The sequence below is a fragment of the Psychromonas sp. KJ10-5 genome (genome assembly GCF_055808325.1).
Genome location: NZ_CM147864.1, coordinates 3,296,461 through 3,316,188, shown reverse-complemented (window position 1 = coordinate 3,316,188; position 19,728 = coordinate 3,296,461). Strand labels below are relative to the sequence as shown.

The following is a 19,728-nucleotide window of genomic DNA, read 5'->3' as shown; positions in this document are numbered from 1 at the left end:
GACTGTAATGTGAATTACAGTCCTTTAATCGAATTCAGGGGGATATAGTTAGATTGGGCATCCACTATGAAATTTAAAATCTGTATCAGGTTCACTGATCAGTCGACCTTCTAACTGCCCAAAGTAAGCTATTCGATCAGAGATATCCTGACCGGCAACCTGCTCAGCTAACGTTAAATAATCTTGATAATGCCTTGCTTCTGAACGCAATAAAGAGACATAAAATTTATTTAAAATTGGGTCAAGATGCTCAGCTATTTTAGCAAAGCGCTCACAAGATCGCGCCTCAATATAAGCACTACAAATTAATTTATCAATTAGAGTGTTTGGTTCATGTGTGGTGACATGGCTTAGTAACTCTTTTGCATAACGACTAGAGCCAACAAAATCAAAATGAATATCTCGAGCTTGCATAATCTCAACGACCTGATAAAAATGATGTAGCTCTTCTTTGATCAACAAAACCATTTTATCGGTCAAGTCTTGTCCATAAACAGTCCCAACTTTAGCAACGATGTTTTTAGACAAACTATTATTAGATAATGCCTTCCAATCCCCTTGTTTGCGGTAAACATAATCATTGTAAGGCGTTAACCATGCCATTAAAGCATCGCCACTGTCTTTGTCTACAGCGTAACGACGAATTAATAACATGGCTGTCTGTGCCGCTTTTAGCTCGCAAATCATATGATCAACGAGTAAAGCTGATTGATTCTCCACAAGCTTAGCTTTATCTATCCAAGCTTGTGGTGTCTCTACGTATAAAAACGCCTTAATTGGGGCTAATAAGTCCTGTTCTATAGACATTTAGTAACGTTCAAACAGTTTTAATAGCGCATCGCTGTTATCAGGTGCAAAATTTTCTTCTTGCTCTTTACCGTAAACGCTATCAGCTAATTTCTGTTTACGTGATTGTAATGCTAATACGCGCTCTTCAACGGTTTGTTCACAAATTAGTTTATACACAAATACCGGTTTATCTTGGCCAATACGATAAGCTCGGTCAGTGGCTTGGTTCTCTACCGCAGGATTCCACCATGGGTCGTAATGAATCACAGTATCTGCAGCAGTTAAGTTAAGGCCTACACCACCTGCTTTTAGAGAGATTAAGAAAACAGGTACATCGCCCACTTGGAATTTTTCAATGACTTCAGTTCGGTTGCGAGTTTGACCGGTGAGTTTTACAAAATCAATGCCTGCTTCCTGTAACGCATCACCAATTAAACCAAGCATTTGCGCAAATTGTGAGAAGATTAAGATACGACGTCCCTCTTCGACCATTTCCGGTAGTAGCTCCATTAAAAAATCTAACTTCGCTGAACTCTTAATATCTTGTGCATGCTCTAATTTCACCAAACGAGGGTCACAACAAGCTTGGCGTAATTTTAATAATGCATCTAAAAATTCAATGCGGCTTCTAGCCATACCTTTCTCACGTAATAAGTCTCGCACTTTTGCTTCCATCGTAATACGAATGCTTTCATACAGAGTACGTTGATCGTTTTGTAGGCCAATAGTATGGATAATTTCAGTTTTCGCAGGTAACTCTTTGGCTACATCATCTTTAGTACGACGTAGTAAAAATGGTTTAGTTTTTTGAATCAACCATTGTTGAATTTGATGGTTACCTTCACCTTCAATACCTTTACGATAAACACGATTAAATGTGCTGTATGAACCAAGAAAACCTGGCATTAGGAAATCAAATAGTGACCATAGTTCACCTAGATGGTTTTCCATTGGTGTACCGGTCAAACATAAACGTTGTTTAGCATCGATCAATTTAATACTTTTAGTCATTTTTGCTAACGGGTTTTTGATGGTTTGAGCTTCATCTAAAATCAAATCCGAAAATGAATAATCAGTAAATTCTTTAAAATCACGTGCAATCAATGGGTAAGTCGTGATCACCAAATCATAATCATTAATTTCTTTAAAGAACTGATGACGGTTAACGCCGTGTAATACTAATACTTTGAGGTCTGGCGTAAACTTGGTAGCTTCATTCAACCAGTTGCCCACTAACGACGTTGGACAAATAACCATTGCAGGTTGCGATAACAGTTGATGCTGCTTTTTATACAATAAATAAGCGAGTGTTTGTACTGTTTTCCCTAACCCCATGTCATCGGCTAATACGCCAGAGAACCCATATTCATTTAAGAACATTAACCAATTTAAACCCTCTTTCTGATAATCACGAAGATCTGCCGCTAATCGATTTGGCGCATCAATATCTTGAATACCACTAAAGTTAGCGAGTTTTTCTGCTAATGCTTGAACATGTTCACCGCCAATCCAACGATTAATTTCAGGTAACTGGGCTAATAATGCAGCTTGGTTTTGTGGTAAATTAATTTTGCTTTCATTGACTTCACCTAACTCTTGTAAGATAGATAAGATAGGTTGAATCGACTCTCGTTTAACACGTAATGGGCGACCATTACCTTGTGCTAAGAGGATATCGTAGCTATTTTGTTGCCAATCTTCATTGCTTCGTAACCATTCTAGCAATAATGGTAATAACTCAATGCGTTTTCCATCGACTTCAATAGAAACACCTAGATCAAACCAGTTACCTTTTTCATCAATATCAATATCAATGCTATCTACCTGCTGACTTTGTAATGCTAAATCTTTAGCAATATCAAACTGCCACCCCAATACTTCTAAACGTGCTTTATGTGCAGTTAGTAGTGATAGCCATTGGAACTCTTGAGTGCCTCCTAATTCAGGTGGCAAAATACCTTGTAAATCTTTAGTTACTTTGTATTTAGGGTCGTACATATAAACATCAAGCAAGCACAACTCGTTAAACTCATTAAGTGCAGCAGTTTCCGCTTCAATATCGCGATTAATGCTAACTATTTGGCCTTTGTGCATATACTGGTTACGTTGTTTATCTTCCAAAATACTTGGCGTTAAAATTAACTCCCCATATTTGAAATACAAACGTCCCAAAAATAAAGACTGACTTTTAATCGTCTGTACATCCAACTTAAAGATAACCTGCAACGGCTCGTCAATTTGCTGAATATCATAGTGTTGTGGATTAGGTAGTACATCCTGTGCAAAGCCTAATGAGACTTCCTGCGTAAAATGCGCTCTCTGTTCTTCACCTAATGGTGGAGTCTGTAATAATGATAACAACCAATCACGATTGAACTGCGTGGTTATTTGCCCTGCTTGATGACGAGTTAAGTCGTAAAAATAAGGTGTTGGCGTAGGAATTAATAACCATTCTTCACAGTCAGCGAGGTTTACTGTTAATTGTTTCAGGTCATCTTCAGCACTTTCCCAATCTAAATTTAAAGCACGAGGGTCTGCAGATGTTATTTTTTGATCTAAGGTTTCCCAAAAACAACGTCCAGTGGCTAATATTTTTTGTAGGGCTAATAGATCCAACTCAGTCTTAATATAAGTTTTACCTAGTTTAGTCGGACGCCCCTCTTTAGTTAGCAATAAACGTAGGATCTCAACATCAACATCTTCTACCCATTTAAAGCTTTCCATCCAACTTTCGTTATCTGCAACAGACACTAAATCTTTTTCACTGAATACATAGGTATTTTCACTTTTAAGGAAGCGCACCGTCCCGTATTCGAGTTTGATGTAACGATGTTCATGGTTTAACACTTTTTTGTCGAAAGAAAAACGGAAGTGACCTTGGTAGGCAGATGCTCTTATTTTTTCTGGTACAGCAGCTTTACTACTTAGCATCTCATACCAAGTTTGATAACTGTTTTCGACGTTATAATCAGGGGTATCTGCCTGATAAGCTAATAATAGCGCGACAGCGTGTTTACAATTCCACCCTACTTTACAAGAGCAGGTGCTGTGAATGATATACCCGCCTTTATTGGAAGGCTTGATAGATGCTTTGGTATTATAGGGAGTGTCGCTACTCCCTCTGACGAGTCCCACCAGCGAGTTAGTGGATTCATCGAAGTCGCAAGCTAATACACGACTTTCTTTAAAATACTGGGTACCTCGGTCAATAATGTTACGACCAAAACTTGTTGAAATATCTTGCTGAGTCACTTTAGGCATCGGAAAAAACCATCTAAAAAACGGATCCTTAATGATAGAGAGATAGTCCACAGAAATAAAGCATTAATCACATAATTCAAATATTCGGTAATAATCAAGTTCATTTATTTACTAAAAAAAACAATTATAGTAAGTTAACTAAAATATTTATTTATCATCAACATTAGCTGATATGATTATCATTTAGCCAATAGAGAACAGCCATTGACCAAAAAAAGTACACTACATTCATTTTACTCTTTTGTTCTTGCTTATATTTCATTACAAGCTTGGATCTTTCCTATTGCCAACCAAATCAATCTCTATAATCTTTTCTTTCACACCATTATTTCTATCACGCTATTCGTTTTATTAGTCAATTTAAATAAAGTGAAATATAACTTGGCCGTTCATAAGTTCTTAGTGAGTGGATTCTTTTTTCTGTTTACCGCAACTTTAACTAACACCCTAAACGAGATTTTCAGTCAGCCTTGGTTATTAGCCGTGTTCTTTAAAGATATCGTTCAGCTGTGTGGTTTTATTCTTGTCTCTTATGGTATTCACCGTTGGATCACACAAAATAGTGACCATTCAATAAAATTAAAGCAGTTATCAGAAAAAGATGAATTAACCAATGTCTATACACGCCGCTATTTCAATGATTTACTGTCAGATAAGTTACTTACACAGCATACGAAAAAAGGCTCATTTTCTATATTGCTGATCAATATAGATAACTTTAAACAAATTAACGAACTATATAATCAAACAGCTGGAGATGCAGTCCTCAAAAGACTCGCTAATAAATTAAAAGACTGTATTCGAAAAACCGATCTAGTGGCTCGCTGGGAAGGCGAAGAATTTATTATATTACTTAATAATAGTAATGATGAGGTTGCCCAACAGGTGGCAGAAATGATTCGTAAAAGTACCGAGTTACTTTGCGTTCAATATGAGGATGAAATAATTAATATTACGGTTAGTATTGGTGCAGTCACTTACCGAAATGAATTAAAAAGTAGCAAATTAGTCGATTATGCTGAACAAGGTTTGTTTCAAGCAAAAAGTGAAGGTAAAAACAGAGTTCATTTATACGCCCCTTAAACCAGTTATCGCAGTTATATCTAGTACTACGATAACTCAATCACCCGCAATAAACATGGCTATTATTTATAACCATTAGGGTTAGCAGATTGCCAGCGCCATGTATCTTGCATCATCGCATCTAAATCACGTTCTGCTTGCCAACCTAAATCTGATAAAGCTTTTTCCGGTGCAGCATAACAAGCAGCTATGTCGCCTTCCCTTCTAGGAGATACTTGATATGGAATCGCTTTACCGCTGGCAGCTTCAAAGGCCTTGACCATATCTAATACAGAATAACCATTCCCCGTACCTAAATTATAAATAAAGACACCCGTTTCACTTTTAATGCGTGTGAGGGCTTTTAAATGACCAATGGCTAAATCAACAACATGGATATAATCACGTACACCAGTGCCATCGTGAGTATCATAATCATCGCCAAATATTGCTAATTGGCTTAACTTTCCAACACCTACTTGTGAAATATATGGTAATAAGTTGTTTGGGATACCATTAGGGTCTTCTCCAATTAAACCAGATAAATGAGCTCCAACTGGGTTAAAGTAACGCAAAATAACAAAAGCCCAACGTGGATCTGATTTCGCTACATCAGCCAACACCATCTCTACCATTAACTTAGAGGTACCATAAGGGTTGGTTGTACCGCCGACAGGAAAGTCTTCACGTATTGGTAAACTTGCAGGATCCCCGTATACAGTAGCTGAAGAACTAAAAACTAGCTTAAATACACCCGCCTCTTTCATCGCATCTAATAAGGTCAAGGTGCCTTGAACATTATTTTGGTAATAAGAAATAGGTTTAGCAACCGACTCGCCCACTGCTTTTAATCCAGCAAAGTGAATAACGCAATCAATATCATGTTCGACGAAAACACTATCTAAAAAAGATTTATTTAAAATATCACCTTCATAGAACAAAGGCGTTTTACCAGTTATCTTTTCAACTCGATTTAAAGATTCCAATGAAGCATTAACTAAATTATCAACAATAATAACCTGCTGACCTTTATTCAATAATTCAACAACGGTATGAGAACCGATATAACCTGCGCCGCCTGTTACTAAGATTGTCATTAGTAATTCCCAATAATATTAAGGTTAAAAACAAAAAAACCACTAATGATAGTGGTTTTTCAAGTCACCTTTTAGGCCCAATTATAGGCTTAAGTAAGGTAAGATCTTAGCTAAAGTAGCACTACCTATACCACTGATATTAGTTAAATCCGCTAAGTCAGTGAAGTCACCATATTGCTCACGGTATTCAACGATTTTTTCAGCAATTGACGTACCGATACCAGAAACAGAGGTTAACTCTTCTACCGATGCACTGTTGATATCGATTTTTGAGCTATTAGCGCTTGAACTAACAGAACTTACTTTATCTTCTGCGCTAGTCGTTGCTGAGCTTACTTTTTCTTCTGCACTGCTTGTTGCAGAATTTACTTTTTCGAGACTTGAAGTAGCAATACTCCCAAAGTCAGCAGCAAATGCAGCTTGGAAGCTTGTTGGTACTAAAAATAGTGAAGCAGCCAGTGCGGCAGTGCGAACAAATTTGATATTCATATTATTTTCCTTGTTATTATAATGTGTCTTGGCTAATACAATTTATGTCATTTTAATCAATAAACTATAAACTGCCAATAGTCTATATCGCTATATTTTTCATATACCTATATAGTACTAGTCCTTTGATATCATGGATTAGTAATTAATCCAGTTCAATACCATCTAACACCAATAACATTAGTTAATATGATGACTTGTACTACTCCAATAATTAATTTTTCGATAAGCTTAATTGATTAGATCAATTAACACCTAAACGAACCTATTTTATTCCGTACAATCTTATTCATATGGTTAATACTATCGGTACAACTATCAGACAGTTCTAATTAAATTAGTTCAGTTGATATGAATAGCAAGTTACACCATCAATATTATTAACAGTTCTATCAATATATTTTTTGCTACACTCATAAAAAATTATAGGAAACGCTATGATATCCTTACACCGTTTTGAACATCTTCGCTTAGCCCAAGCATTGTCAGATTATTTAAATAGCCAAAAAATCAGTAATATAATTCAACATTCTGAATTTTCTTATGAAATATTACTTGAACAAGAACAACAATTAACGCTCGCAGAAAAAGCATTGGCTGAGTTCTTAGCTAACCCAACTCAAAGTAAATATCTCTCAGCAAGTTGGGAATCAGGCAACTTAAAAAGTGCACCAGATCAACTATCTTATGCTAATGCTGATTTATTCAGTAACTTTAAACGCCAGGCAGGCATATTAACGCATAGCTTATTTGTTATTTGCTGCGTTATTTATGCACTAATTGCGTTCGGTGTCTTTAATCCTTTGAATTCATTCTTAGGATTTTATCAACAGCAACCTTTTGATTATCTTCAGAGCTGGCGCTTTATCACACCTGCTTTATTGCATTTTAGCCTGCTACATATTGTATTTAATTTACTGTGGTGGTGGCAATTAGGTGGCTTAGTAGAAAAACAACATGGTAAACAGCGCCTCATACTATTATTTTTATTTTCAGCCGTTGCCTCGAACGTCTCTCAATTTTTCTTAGTCGGTCCGTACTTTGGAGGGTTAAGTGGTGTCGTTTATGCATTGGTTGGATATTGTTGGTTATTTGGACAATTAGACAAAACCAGCAGAGTACAACTTCCAAATGGTATGTTCGCTATTTTATTAGGTTGGCTAGTACTTGGTTTTCTTGATATTTTGCCTACTAACCTAGCCAACTATGCGCACCTAGTTGGTTTATTAGCAGGACTAATATTAGCTTTTGTTTGCCATAGATTGAAACTTTAACAACAGCCCACAGGTGATTATTGATCTAAGTATTTAGTAAAAAGTAGATCTTCTACTGGTCTATCACCTGTGATTTCAAAAATAGCATCATTAATTTCATTTAAACAACGTAACCTAATCGCTTTACGCTCACTGATAGAACGAATTTGTTGCTCATTTTGTTCGCCTAATACCGTGATAATACGATCTCGAATTAGAGGTTCATGAAGTTCCACTTCCTGAAAAGCTTTAGTCGACTTGACCATAAGATCAATGCCAACTCTGATATAGCCAAGTCGTTTGCCAGGCTTAATATAATTAGTGATGATGTCAGGGTCTAATGCAAAATACTGGTAGTCTGATGTGAGTTGAGTCGATTCTTCTTCAGCCACAACAAAATTTAATGGCGACAATAACACCAAAGATAAAACGCAAAATAATACTTTTTTAAACATTCTAAATTCCTAAAAACTATAATAATATTTTTTGCGGTATATGATAGCAGTCACAGCTGATTATTGTGGATAAAAAAGTAGCAATAATAAAAAATATCATGATATTTTCTGCATGCCCTTGAGAATAAATCATAATTTTTTATTAAGTTAAGTTAATAAACCAAACAGTATTGTTATAATCAGTATTTATCCGTCACCTTCAGCAATTTACTGAGTTAGGTAGCCTCTATTCTTTTATTAACATCAAAGAGCCTACTAATGAGTGTGATTAATACTATTCAATGAAAGGCTTGTATGTTTAACCAACTGCTTAATATTGCTTCATCGACCACTTGGCAAGAAGCCCAGTCAGTCAATAATTGCTCGCAGCAAGTACTTTCATGGTTATTAGATGAGAGTTCATTAACTAAAAAACTTGAACAATATTGCCAAACATTTAAGGTTCAAGTTCGCCAACAAATCACTACCAATGCAGAAATTACACCACTCTCTCCACATTTTTCAAATGCTCGAAAAATATTGGTACGAGAAGTGTTTTTGTACTGTGATCAACAGGCTCATGTTTTTGCACAAACAGAAATACCTTCAGATACTTTGTCAGATAGCCAACAAGCATTAGCTCATATTGGCAGTGAATCACTAGGTCGTTTCCTCTTTCAAAACACATCTTTAAAACGTGGCACAATAGAAATAGCCGAATTTAAATCAGGCTCTTTAATACATCAACTATGCCAAACATTAGCGCAAAACTGTGACCATTCACTTTGGGCAAGACGTTCTATTTTTTATATAGAAAACAAACCCTTATTAGTTAGCGAAGTGTTTCTTCCTGCCTCGGAAATTTATCAATGATCTCATATATAAACGCCCCTAAACGCCAAGCTTTTATTCAACTAATGCGAGCAGATAAACCCATTGGGACATTATTATTGCTCTGGCCCACTTTATGGGCGCTATGGATTGCAGCGGAGGGGTTACCAAACCTGGGTACCTTAATTGTATTTTGTTTAGGTGTCTTTGTTATGCGCAGTGCGGGTTGTGTGATTAATGATTTTGCCGACCGTAAAGTAGATGGCTTTGTAGAACGCACTAAAAATCGCCCATTACCTTCTGGACGGGCTACCAGTAAAGAAGCAATATACTTATTTATAATATTAGCCTTAGTTGCTTTTTTATTAGTACTGACACAGAATACATTAACGATTCAATTATCATTTATTGGTTTACTGTTAGCCTTTATCTACCCATTCATGAAGCGGTTTACTAATTTACCTCAGTTTGTATTAGGCTTAGCTTTTAGCTGGTCAATTCCCATGGCGTATGCAGCACAAGCAGATCAAATTGATAATGTTGTTTGGTTATTATTCATCGCTAACCTAACTTGGACGGTCGCTTATGACACTATGTATGGCATGGTGGATAAAGAAGATGATTTGAAAATAGGCATAAAATCTACAGCTATTTTATTTGGCCGATTCGATAAAGTTATCATTGCAGGTTTTCAGTTAATAACTTTATTGCTGTTATTCACAGTAGGCATATTAGAAAGCTTAAATAGCTTTTATTATGTTGCTCTTATTGTAGTGGCTGGCTTATTTGTACAACAGCAAATACATATTAAAAATAGACAGCGCGCTAACTGCTTTAAAGCATTTTTAGATAATAACTACGTGGGTATCCTAATTTTTGTAGGCTTATTTTTAGCTTACCTTTAAGTTATACAACATCATCATTATTAAGTGTCGCTATATGAAACTCTATCGATACAGCAACACTTAATCTCACTTTTTACAGTTTAGCAACCAGGTCCACACTCCATACATTCGCTGATCATCGCAGATCCCAGTTTCAGTTTTGCATTAAGGTCTCGCAAGGCGGTTCGCACCCCTTCTTCTATCACCGGATGATAAAAAGGCATTGCTAACATTTGAGATATAGTCATTTGATTTTGATGAGCCCAGGCGAGTAAGTGAGCAAGGTGCTCTGCTTCAGGGCCGATTATTTCCGCTCCTAAAAAGCGTCCAGTTCCTTGTTCGCCATAAAGGTGTAATAAACCTTTATTTTTAAGTATAACACGACTACGACCTTGATTTTCAAAGGAGACGCTTCCCGTTTCAAAACAACCACATCCTCCCAGTTTCTCTGTTACCTGTTGATAACTTAACCCTACCATTGCTAATTGTGGATCGGTAAATACTGCAGCAATCGAAGAACGACGTAAACCAGCAACAATATTTGGATAAATACCGGCATTGCTACCCGCTATTTTGCCTTGGTCTGCCGCTTCATGTAATAAAGGAACTTGGTTACTGGCATCACCAGCAATAAAAATTGAGGGTATGGACGTTTGCATTGTATGAGGGTCAGCAACCGGCACACCTCGATCATCGACATCTATTGCTATTTTATCTAACCCTAGGTTATCCACATTAGGGCGACGTCCCGTTGCAGCAAGTACATAATCAACGTGCTTAATTTTCTCTTTTCCCTGCTTATCAATATATGTTATTTCAACTAATTCTCCATTTAGTTGCATATTACTAATTTTTGCATCCGCATCTAAATAAAATTCATCACTAAAAGTTTTTTCAGCGTACGCCATAATGTCAGAGTCAGTAAAGGGGCCTACTTTTCCTCCCATGCCAAACATCAACACTTCAACACCTAGTCGGTGTAATGCTTGCCCTAATTCTAAACCAATCACGCCAGGCCCAAATACAGCCACTGAGCTTGGTAAATCTTGCCAATCAAATACATCATCATTCACAATTAACTTATCCCCAAGGTCATTCCAAGCACTTGGATAAGTAGGGCGAGATCCGGTAGCAATAACCACGCGCTGTGCATTCACAGTGGTGTGTTCATCAAGTTGTAATTGTGTTTCTGTTACAAACTTAACATGACCTATTAACTTATCATGTGGATCTATCTCATCAATAGCACCCACCACCAATCCTACAAACCGATCACGTTCGTCGCGCACCCGTTGCATTACTTTTTTGCCATCAATATTTATTTGCCCATCAATAACAATACCAAAGGGTTCAGTGTGAGCCGCATTATGAGCAACCTCTGCAGCAGCAATTAATAACTTACTTGGCATACAACCGACACGGGCACAGGTAGTACCATATGCATCGCCTTCAATGAGCACCACTGAATCTGTTTTTTGTTTCGCCGCTCGATAGGCTGACAAACCCGCAGATCCAGCGCCAATAACGGCAACTTGAACATTAACTTGCTTCATAGTGTTCTCCACTTTTGACTAAGGTAAATAATGATAATTTAAATCATCGCCGTTCTTCAAAAAGAGGCTTAAAGAAAAACAGGATAAAAAAAAGCGCATGCCTTAATAATAAAAACATACGCTTATAATCAATAATGATCGAGGAACAGTTTAGCTATTTGCGTAAGCGACTGCTGCGTCACTATCACCCAGGTGCTTACCGTCAACAAATATTTGCGGTACCGTTGTTTGGCCAGACATTGCTTTTAGCGCTACGCTAGTTGCATCTTTGCCTAATACAATCTCTTCAAACTTAATACTATTGTCTTTTAAAGCGGCTTTTGCTTTTTCGCAGAAAGGGCAACCTGGTTTAGTTAATAACGCAACAGCTGAAGGGGCTTTTGCATTTGGGTTGATGTAATTTAACATCGTATCAGCGTCAGACACTTCAAACGGGTCTCCCGGTTGATTTGGCTCGATAAACATTTTATCAATCACGCCATCTTTCACTAGCATGCTGTAACGCCAGCTACGCTTACCAAAACCGATGTCATTTTTATTCACTAACATCCCCATGCCTTCAGTGAACTCGCCACTGCCATCAGGTACTACTGTAATGTGATCTGCTTCTTGATCTGCAAGCCATGCATTCATCACAAACGTATCATTAACGCTTAAACATACCACTTCATCAACACCGTTTTCTTTTAAAACAGCAGCTAATTCATTATAACGTGGAAGATGTGTTGAAGAGCAAGTTGGTGTAAATGCACCAGGTAATGCAAATACTACTACCGTTTTATTTTTAAATAACTGGTCAGTAGTGATATTAACCCACTCATCACCCTGACGAGTTGGGAAAGTAACATTGGGTACGTGTTGACCTTCGATGTTGTCTAACATGTGTGACTCCTAATAGTCTAAGTTTAGTATTAAAGTTGCGAGCAAAAACCTATTTGCCGCAAACAAGTTGTGAATCCTTTCTAGGCCTATCAACCTCTGTTACTAATTAGTAGAAAAACTCGACACCAGCGAGTATTTAAATCAATCAAACAATGCTTTTAAGCTGGCAATACCTTTATCTGCTAACTGCTGTTTCTGTTCTTCAGTGCGTTTTTTAGGCCCACTTTCCCACTCTACATCTTCCTGTGGCAGCTCATTTAAGAAGCGACTCGGAACCGGTTTAACGGTTTCCCCGTATTGACTGCGTTCTTTAGCAAGGGTGAAAGTTAGTTCTTTTTGTGCTCGAGTAATGCCAACATAGGCTAAACGACGCTCTTCTTCCACGTTATCTTCATCAATACTCACTTGATGTGGTAATAATCCTTCTTCCATCCCAATCATGTACACATAAGGAAACTCTAGACCTTTAGACGCGTGTAATGTCATTAATTGTACTTGATCTAACTCTTCTTCATTTTCATTACGTGACAACATATCACGTAAGGTTAAGCGCGCGACGACTTGCTCTAGTGTCATCTCTTCATCGAGATCATCGCCTTTTAACATTTCAGTTACCCACTTAAATAGCGTAGATACGTTTTTCATTTGCATCTCTGCGGCTTTCGGGCTCGGGCTACTTTCATATAACCAGTCTTCATAGCCAATATCACGGATTAAATCACGTACAACTTCGATGTCATCTTCACGTTTTAAACGGTCGTTTAATTCAACTAGCCAACGTGTGAAAGCTTGAACTGATTGTAATCCTTTACCATTTAAGGTTTGCTCTAAACCTATTTCAAAACTTGCAGCAAACATACTTATATGACGTAAATTTGCATAATTACCAAGCTTTTCACGGCTTACTGCACCTATTCCTCTCGGCGGCTTATTCACAATACGTATAAATGCATTCTCATCATCATGATTCACCAATAATTTCAAATACGCCATGATATCTTTTACTTCACTACGCGCGAAGAAAGAGGTACCACCGCTAATTTTGTATGGAATGCGGTTTTCCATCATTACTTTTTCAAGTAATCGACTTTGATGATTGCCTCGATATAACACAGCGTAATCTTTAAAATTAGCACCATTCATGAATTTATGACCAGACAACTCCATTACTACTCGTTCTGCTTCGTGCTGCTCATTTTTAGCAAATAACACTTTAATGGATTCACCGTAAGCTAATTCACTGAACAAACGTTTATCAAACTCATGAGGATTATTAGCAATTAACACATTCGCCGCTTTTAAAACGCGTTGACTAGAACGATAATTTTGCTCTAACTTAATCACTTTTAATTGTGGGAAATCTCGTTGTAACAAAACTAAGTTTTCTGGTCTTGCACCTCGCCATGAGTAGATCGACTGATCATCATCACCTACCACAGTAAAACGTGCACGTTCACCCACTAAGGATTTAATCAGTTCATATTGACTAGTATTGGTATCTTGATATTCATCCACCAGCAAGTAACGAATCTTCTTTTGCCAACGTAGGCGTACTTCTTCTTTGAACTTTAATAATAAGGTAGGTAAAACAATCAGATCATCGAAATCTAATGCGTTATACGCTTTTAATTGGCGTTGGTATAAGTCATAACAATGCGCAAAAATAACATCTCGCTCACCCTTCGCTTGTTTGATCGCTTGTGCTGGTAAAATCAACGCATTTTTCCAGTTGGAAATCTGCGTTACCAAAGCCTTAATCAAATCGATATCTTCTTTTAACTGTTTCTCTGTTAACTCTTTCAATAATGCTAAAGTATCTTGATCATCAAATAGCGTAAATCCCGCTTTCATTCCGAGCGTTTTAACTTCTCGTTTAATAATCTCTAAGCCTAAAGAGTGGAAGGTTGAGACCATTAATCCACGCGACTCTTTACGACCTAATGTTTCACTTACACGCTCTTTCATCTCGCGTGCCGCTTTATTAGTAAAAGTAACGGCAACGATATTTTTAGCATGGTAATCACAGTGTTGTACTAAATAAGCAATTTTGTTAGTGATCACTCGGGTTTTACCACTACCTGCACCGGCAAGTACGAGACAAGGTCCGGAAATCATTTTGACGGCGGCATCCTGACCTGGATTTAATTTCATGAGCTGTCCTAAGTTAAAAAAGAGCCATTAGATTTTACGGATCTTTATATAAAAAGTCAGTACAGCAAAAAAACTATACTCATTAACACTAATAAATATACAAATTTTTTATAAAAATAATTTAAAATAGTCCATAATGGTCACAAAATATTTTTCCACTTTAATATTGCAAAACGATGTCATTAAACGATAATGAACATTCATTCATTTTTTGAATAAGATAATGCAAAAAAAAATTAAAATTTTAAGAGCGACAGAAACAGTACTAACCGAACGTGGTTTTTACGCTTTCTCAATGCAGAATTTAGCTGAGCAAGCAGAAGTGTCTATTGGCACGATTTATCGCTACTTTGAGAATAAGGAAGTCTTACTCAACGAATTACAAAAATTCATTTGTACTGAGTCTGCACAAGAGGTTTTCGAAGGCTGGGATGCAAACCTATCTGATAAACAAAAATATGATCTCGTTTGGCAAAATATATTTAACTTTGTCATTGAAAATCCAAAACGCTTAACCTTATTAGAGATGCTGCACTATGTACCTAATATTGACCAGACAGAGTTAACACTGTTTGAGAATGAAACCTTTAAATTACTCATTGATTTCTATCAAGAAGGGATCGACTCAGGACGTTTTATCAATTGGCAGTTATTCGCATTAATAGCGGCCAGTATTGAAACAGCAGTTGCTTTAGCAAAACAAGTTATAAGAGGCAGAGTCACACTTGATCAAGAACAGCAAGATCAAGTTAAAAATGTATCTTGGAATATCATCCAAAATCAACACCTTAATCAACAGGACTAACATAATGAAAAAATGGATCGCTTCGGCAATTATCTTGGCAATTGTCGTGTTTGGCAGTGTCATTGGGTTTAACATGTTTAAAGCGCAAAAGATTAAAGAGTACCTTGCTTCTCGCCCTATTCCTGTTTTTTCAGTTACTGCTACAACAGCACAATTGGAAGATTGGACACCACATTTACGTGCAATTGGTTTTATTGAGCCGATTCAAGGTGTAACCATTGCTAATGAAGTGGCAGGTAAAGTAGCAAAGATCAACTTTACTTCTGGACAACAGATGAAGAAAGATGAGCCTATTTTATACTTAGACAGTGAAGTAGAAAAAGCAAATCTAAAAACAGCCAAAGCCCGTTTACCTGCGATCGAACGTAATTACAAACGCCTAAACTCGCTACTTAAAAAAGGCTCTATTTCACAAGGTGATGTGGATGATGCAGAAGCAGAGTTCCTTGCGTTACAGGGTGAGATAGAGGGTTATGAAGCCACTATTAGCTTACGTACTATTCGCGCCCCATTTTCAGGTATCGCCGGGCTACGTAATGTATTCTTAGGTCAATACTTAGCAAGTGGCTCTGATATTGTACAACTAGAAGACATTAGCCGCATGCAAATGCGCTTTACCGTTGCGCAAAACGATTTGAATAAGTTACACATTGGTCAGGCGATGAATATCTTCATTGATGCTCAGCCAGATACAGCCTTTACCGGTAAAATTTCTGCTATTGAGCCTGCCGTAAATTCACAAAGTGGCCTCGTCCAAGTACAAGCCTCTATCCCTAATGACCAACAAATATTACGTTCAGGTATGTTCGCTAAAGCCAATGTGATTTTACCAACCCTTGAAGCTCAAATAGTGATACCCGTTACTGCTGTTAACTACACTTTATATGGTGAAACAGTTTATGTAATCACAGAAAAAGAAGCGGATGATGGTAGTAGTTACTTAGAAGTAAAACAGCAGATTGTCACTTTAGGTAAAACTAAAGAGGACAAAATACACGTATTGTCAGGCATTAAAGCAGGTGACCGAATCGTCACTAGCGGGCAAATACGTTTGAGCAATGGCTCACATGTTAATGTTGTTGAATCTGATGCGCTTGATACTCCCTCTGTTCTTCCAGCTCTATAGGTGATTGAATGAAGTTTACCGATATTTTTATAAAACGCCCTGTTTTAGCAATATCTCTGAGCTTGCTCATTGTACTGCTAGGCGTACAAGCGCTGAGCAAAATGCAGGTACGAGAGTACCCCAATATGACCAATACCGTAGTAACGGTTACCACCAGTTATTACGGTGCCAATGCTGACTTGATTCAAGGCTTTATTACACAGCCTATTGAACAAGCGATTGCACAAGCTGATAACATTGATTATATCAGCTCGCAAAGTACCTTAGGTAGTTCGGTTATTACCGTTAATATGAACTTGAATACTGACCCAAGCGGTGCGGTAGCTGATATTCTCGCCAAGGTTAATGGAGTTAGCTCACAACTACCTAGTGAAGCCGAAGATCCAACGATCGATGTAAGTACAGGCTCTACTACTTCTGTTATCTATATTGCTTTTTCTAGTGATCAATTAAATTCTAGTCAAATTACCGATTATCTTCAGCGTGTAATTAAGCCACAGCTATTCAGTATTAATGGGGTAGCAAAAGTTAACCTTTATGGTGGTACTGAGTTTGCAATGCGTATTTGGTTAGATCCCGAGCGCATGGCTGCATTTGGATTAAGTACCTCGGAAGTCATTAGCATTCTACAGGCAAATAATATTCAATCTGCTACTGGCCAAGCAATGGGCTATTACACCTTGTTTAATGGTAATGCAAAAACACAGGTAACGAGTGCTGAAGAGCTTGAGAAGCTAATTATTGCAACTCGTGATGATGGCAGAACAATACATTTACAAGATATTGCTCGTGTTTCATTAGAAAAAAGCCATGATGCTTACCGTGCAATGGCAAATGGTAATGATGCAGTTGTGGTTGCGATTGACTCAACACCTACGGCTAATCCTTTAGATATCACAGCCGATGTAAGAGATATGCTACCAAGCTTGGAAAAAAGTAATCCAAGTTCAATCAATATGGAAGTGCTATACGACTCGACTATTGCTATCGAAGAGTCCATTGAGGAAGTGGTTAAAACCATCGCTGAGGCAGGTTTAATTGTACTCATTGTGATGATCCTATTCTTAGGTTCATGGCGTGCGGTTTTAATTCCAATAATTACTATTCCACTATCACTGATTGGTGTGGCTGTAGTAATGCAGATGTTTGGTTTTACCATCAACTTGATGACACTACTGGCGATGGTATTGGCAATCGGGTTGGTAGTAGATGATGCGATTGTTGTTGTAGAAAATATCGATCGACATATTAAAGCCGGTGAAGACCCTTTCCGTGCAGCGATTATAGGCACACGTGAAATTGCAGTCCCAGTAATATCAATGACCATCACACTTGCAGCCGTATACGCTCCTATCGCGTTAATGGGTGGTATTACCGGTTCATTATTTACCGAGTTTGCTTTAACACTCGCCGGCGCGGTATTTGTATCGGGCATTGTTGCCTTAACATTATCCCCAATGATGTGTAGCAAGATGTTAACCATTAATCATCAACCAAATCGATTTGAACGTGGTGTTGATAAAGTATTAACAGGATTAACCAATAAATATGGTAATACACTTGATGTGATTATGACTCGCCGTCCTGCTATTATCATCTTTGCAATATTAGTATTTATTTCACTACCTTACTTATTTAAATTCATTCCATCGGAATTAGCACCGAAGGAGGATAAAGGGGTATTAATGATGCTCTCTAAAGCCCCTTCTAATGCAAATCTCGATTTCATTGAAAATAGTATGCGTTTAGTGACTGATGAGATTTCTAGACAACCAGAAGTAGAAAGTAGCTTGGCCATGTCTGGTATCCCGAATGCTAACCAGGCATTTGGTATTGCAATCATGAAGCCTTGGAGTCAGCGTGAAAAAGGCCCTGCTGAATTATCTGCAACCTTAACCCCCGCCTTTGGAAAGATCCCTTCTGTTGCAACAGTAACCTTCCAACGACCTGAATTACCAGGATCTTCTGGTGGTTTACCGGTGCAGTTTGTAATCACTACATCTAATCCGTTCCAAAGCTTAGTGAGCATTGCTACAGATGTCTTAGCTGAAACCCAAGCGAACCCTAACTTTGTTTATTCAGAGCTAGATTTAGCCTTTGATTCAGCAACAATGAATATCAAAATAGACCGCGACAAAGCAGGTGCCTACGGGGTAACTATGCAAGATATCGGGATAACACTAGGGACATTATTAAGTGACGGCTATTTAAATCGTATTAACTTAATCGGGCGTAGTTATGAAGTAATTGCACAAGTAGAGCGGAAATATCGATTAGCGCCAGAAAAATTAGGCGATTTTTATGTCCCAGCTAAAAATGGCGATATGGTACCGTTAAGCGAGTTAATTACAATTGATGTGATTGCAGAGCCACGTTCATTACCTCACTTTAATCAGCTTAATAGTGCAACTGTGGGGGCTGTATTATCCCCAGGAGTGACTATGGGCACGGCGATTACTTTCTTCGAAGGATTATCGGAGACGAAATTACCACAAGGTTATACTCATGATTACTTAGGTGAAGCTCGCCAGTTTGTAACGGAAGGTGGGGCATTGTATATCACCTTTATCTTGGCGCTATTTATCATCTTCCTAGTGCTCGCTAGTCAATTTGAAAGTATGCGTGATCCACTAGTCATTATCATGACGGTTCCACTGGCAATTAGTGGTGCGTTGATGGTACTTGCCTGGGGTGCTGCAACCATGAACATCTACACACAAGTCGGATTGATTACCTTAGTCGGCCTGATCACTAAGCATGGTATTTTAATTGCAGAAGTAGCAAAAGAAGAACAGCTACATCACGGATTAGATCGTATCGCTGCTGTGAAAAAAGCTGCGACGGTTCGTTTACGTCCAATTTTAATGACCACAGCAGCCATGGTAGCTGGTTTGATTCCACTGTTATTTGCATCAGGTGCAGGTGCGGTCAGTCGTTTTGGTATTGGTATTGTAATCGTAGCAGGTCTATCAATCGGTACTTTATTTACCCTGTTCATTCTGCCAGTTATCTATTCATTCATTGCAAGCAAACATAAAGCAAGCCCTGAATTTGATGAAGATAAAGTGCCAATGGTAAATAGCAAAGCTGAATCATAAATGAGAAGCTGAT

The 19,728-nt window shown here is 37.8% G+C and carries 15 protein-coding genes and 1 pseudogene; 8 read left to right on the top strand and 8 right to left on the bottom strand.

Annotated elements, in window-relative coordinates; genetic code table 11:
• Positions 1-48: 48 nt before the first annotated feature.
• Both miaE and AC0L3W_RS14570 read right to left on the bottom strand, forming a co-directional pair.
• Complete coding sequence (gene miaE / locus AC0L3W_RS14575; RefSeq protein ID WP_290040112.1) at positions 49-807, bottom strand: tRNA isopentenyl-2-thiomethyl-A-37 hydroxylase MiaE; 759 nt, start codon at positions 805-807, stop codon at positions 49-51.
• Positions 808-4,050 (bottom strand): SNF2-related protein, encoded by a 3,243-nt coding sequence (locus AC0L3W_RS14570; protein WP_409440210.1) that lies wholly within the window; start codon positions 4,048-4,050, stop codon positions 808-810. It abuts the gene before it with no gap.
• A 204-nt stretch (positions 4,051-4,254) separates the two neighbouring features.
• On the opposite strand from AC0L3W_RS14570, the gene AC0L3W_RS14565 reads away from it, so the two are divergent.
• Positions 4,255-5,133, top strand: coding sequence for a GGDEF domain-containing protein (locus AC0L3W_RS14565; protein ID WP_290040110.1), 879 nt, complete (start codon positions 4,255-4,257; stop codon positions 5,131-5,133).
• Positions 5,134-5,195: 62 nt separating this feature from the next.
• On the opposite strand, the gene galE is transcribed toward AC0L3W_RS14565, so the two are convergent.
• Positions 5,196-6,209 (bottom strand): UDP-glucose 4-epimerase GalE, encoded by a 1,014-nt coding sequence (galE, locus tag AC0L3W_RS14560; protein WP_409440211.1) that lies wholly within the window; start codon positions 6,207-6,209, stop codon positions 5,196-5,198.
• 81 nt (positions 6,210-6,290) lie between these two features.
• Positions 6,291-6,698, bottom strand: coding sequence for a ComEA family DNA-binding protein (locus AC0L3W_RS14555; RefSeq protein WP_409440212.1), 408 nt, complete (start codon positions 6,696-6,698; stop codon positions 6,291-6,293).
• A gap of 437 nt (positions 6,699-7,135) precedes the next feature.
• Here AC0L3W_RS14555 and glpG point away from each other — a divergent pair, with 437 nt between their 5' ends.
• On the top strand, positions 7,136-7,972 hold the full coding sequence (glpG, locus tag AC0L3W_RS14550) for a rhomboid family intramembrane serine protease GlpG (protein WP_409440213.1): 837 nt from the start codon (positions 7,136-7,138) through the stop codon (positions 7,970-7,972).
• Positions 7,973-7,989: 17 nt separating this feature from the next.
• Here glpG and AC0L3W_RS14545 read toward each other — a convergent pair whose 3' ends face one another.
• Positions 7,990-8,406, bottom strand: coding sequence for a flagellar basal body-associated FliL family protein (locus tag AC0L3W_RS14545; RefSeq protein WP_290040106.1), 417 nt, complete (start codon positions 8,404-8,406; stop codon positions 7,990-7,992).
• 294 nt (positions 8,407-8,700) lie between these two features.
• Between AC0L3W_RS14545 and AC0L3W_RS14540 the strand changes: the two genes are divergently transcribed.
• The 3 genes and pseudogenes from AC0L3W_RS14540 to AC0L3W_RS14530 form a co-directional block, all read left to right on the top strand.
• Entirely contained in the window at positions 8,701-9,258 is a 558-nt protein-coding gene (locus AC0L3W_RS14540) for a chorismate--pyruvate lyase family protein (RefSeq protein WP_290040105.1), read from the top strand.
• Positions 9,255-10,121 carry a 4-hydroxybenzoate octaprenyltransferase gene (ubiA, locus tag AC0L3W_RS14535; RefSeq protein WP_409440214.1) on the top strand — a complete coding sequence of 289 codons (867 nt, stop codon included), beginning with the start codon at positions 9,255-9,257 and terminating at the stop codon, positions 10,119-10,121. The genes AC0L3W_RS14540 and ubiA overlap by 4 nt, the downstream gene beginning before the upstream one ends.
• 44 nt (positions 10,122-10,165) lie before the next feature.
• Positions 10,166-10,234 (top strand): annotated as a pseudogene (locus tag AC0L3W_RS14530) (hypothetical protein); the annotation flags it as partial.
• Here AC0L3W_RS14530 and AC0L3W_RS14525 read toward each other — a convergent pair.
• From AC0L3W_RS14525 to rep, 3 genes are all read right to left on the bottom strand, one after another.
• Positions 10,202-11,653 (bottom strand): dihydrolipoyl dehydrogenase, encoded by a 1,452-nt coding sequence (locus AC0L3W_RS14525; protein ID WP_290040103.1) that lies wholly within the window; start codon positions 11,651-11,653, stop codon positions 10,202-10,204. The pseudogene AC0L3W_RS14530 and the gene AC0L3W_RS14525 overlap by 33 nt on opposite strands.
• 150 nt (positions 11,654-11,803) lie before the next feature.
• Complete coding sequence (locus AC0L3W_RS14520) at positions 11,804-12,535, bottom strand: glutathione peroxidase (protein WP_290040102.1); 732 nt, start codon at positions 12,533-12,535, stop codon at positions 11,804-11,806.
• 141 nt (positions 12,536-12,676) lie between these two features.
• Complete coding sequence (rep, locus tag AC0L3W_RS14515) at positions 12,677-14,686, bottom strand: DNA helicase Rep (RefSeq protein ID WP_409440215.1); 2,010 nt, start codon at positions 14,684-14,686, stop codon at positions 12,677-12,679.
• A gap of 223 nt (positions 14,687-14,909) precedes the next feature.
• Here rep and AC0L3W_RS14510 point away from each other — a divergent pair, with 223 nt between their 5' ends.
• The 3 genes from AC0L3W_RS14510 to AC0L3W_RS14500 are packed head-to-tail and all read left to right on the top strand — an operon-like array spanning position 14,910 to position 19,715.
• Entirely contained in the window at positions 14,910-15,491 is a 582-nt protein-coding gene (locus AC0L3W_RS14510) for a TetR/AcrR family transcriptional regulator (protein WP_290040100.1), read from the top strand.
• Positions 15,492-15,495: 4 nt separating this feature from the next.
• Entirely contained in the window at positions 15,496-16,617 is a 1,122-nt protein-coding gene (locus AC0L3W_RS14505; protein WP_290040099.1) for an efflux RND transporter periplasmic adaptor subunit, read from the top strand.
• Positions 16,618-16,625: 8 nt separating this feature from the next.
• Positions 16,626-19,715, top strand: a complete 3,090-nt coding sequence (locus tag AC0L3W_RS14500) for a multidrug efflux RND transporter permease subunit (RefSeq protein WP_409440216.1) — start codon at positions 16,626-16,628, stop codon at positions 19,713-19,715.
• The last annotated feature ends 13 nt before the right edge of the window (positions 19,716-19,728 follow it).

Excerpts from the sequence above, each read along its gene's own strand:
- AC0L3W_RS14525 (WP_290040103.1), bottom strand. The coding sequence starts at position 11,653 with ATGAAGCAAGTTAATGTTCAAGTTGCCGTTATTGGCGCTGGATCTGCG.
- rep (WP_409440215.1), bottom strand. The coding sequence starts at position 14,686 with ATGAAATTAAATCCAGGTCAGGATGCCGCCGTCAAAATGATTTCCGGA.
- AC0L3W_RS14545 (WP_290040106.1), bottom strand. The coding sequence starts at position 8,406 with ATGTTTAAAAAAGTATTATTTTGCGTTTTATCTTTGGTGTTATTGTCG.
- AC0L3W_RS14540 (WP_290040105.1), top strand. The coding sequence starts at position 8,701 with ATGTTTAACCAACTGCTTAATATTGCTTCATCGACCACTTGGCAAGAA.
- AC0L3W_RS14510 (WP_290040100.1), top strand. The coding sequence starts at position 14,910 with ATGCAAAAAAAAATTAAAATTTTAAGAGCGACAGAAACAGTACTAACC.
- AC0L3W_RS14505 (WP_290040099.1), top strand. The coding sequence starts at position 15,496 with ATGAAAAAATGGATCGCTTCGGCAATTATCTTGGCAATTGTCGTGTTT.
- ubiA (WP_409440214.1), top strand. The coding sequence starts at position 9,255 with ATGATCTCATATATAAACGCCCCTAAACGCCAAGCTTTTATTCAACTA.
- AC0L3W_RS14555 (WP_409440212.1), bottom strand. The coding sequence starts at position 6,698 with ATGAATATCAAATTTGTTCGCACTGCCGCACTGGCTGCTTCACTATTT.
- AC0L3W_RS14500 (WP_409440216.1), top strand. The coding sequence starts at position 16,626 with ATGAAGTTTACCGATATTTTTATAAAACGCCCTGTTTTAGCAATATCT.
- miaE (WP_290040112.1), bottom strand. The coding sequence starts at position 807 with ATGTCTATAGAACAGGACTTATTAGCCCCAATTAAGGCGTTTTTATAC.
- AC0L3W_RS14520 (WP_290040102.1), bottom strand. The coding sequence starts at position 12,535 with ATGTTAGACAACATCGAAGGTCAACACGTACCCAATGTTACTTTCCCA.
- glpG (WP_409440213.1), top strand. The coding sequence starts at position 7,136 with ATGATATCCTTACACCGTTTTGAACATCTTCGCTTAGCCCAAGCATTG.
- AC0L3W_RS14570 (WP_409440210.1), bottom strand. The coding sequence starts at position 4,050 with ATGCCTAAAGTGACTCAGCAAGATATTTCAACAAGTTTTGGTCGTAAC.
- galE (WP_409440211.1), bottom strand. The coding sequence starts at position 6,209 with ATGACAATCTTAGTAACAGGCGGCGCAGGTTATATCGGTTCTCATACC.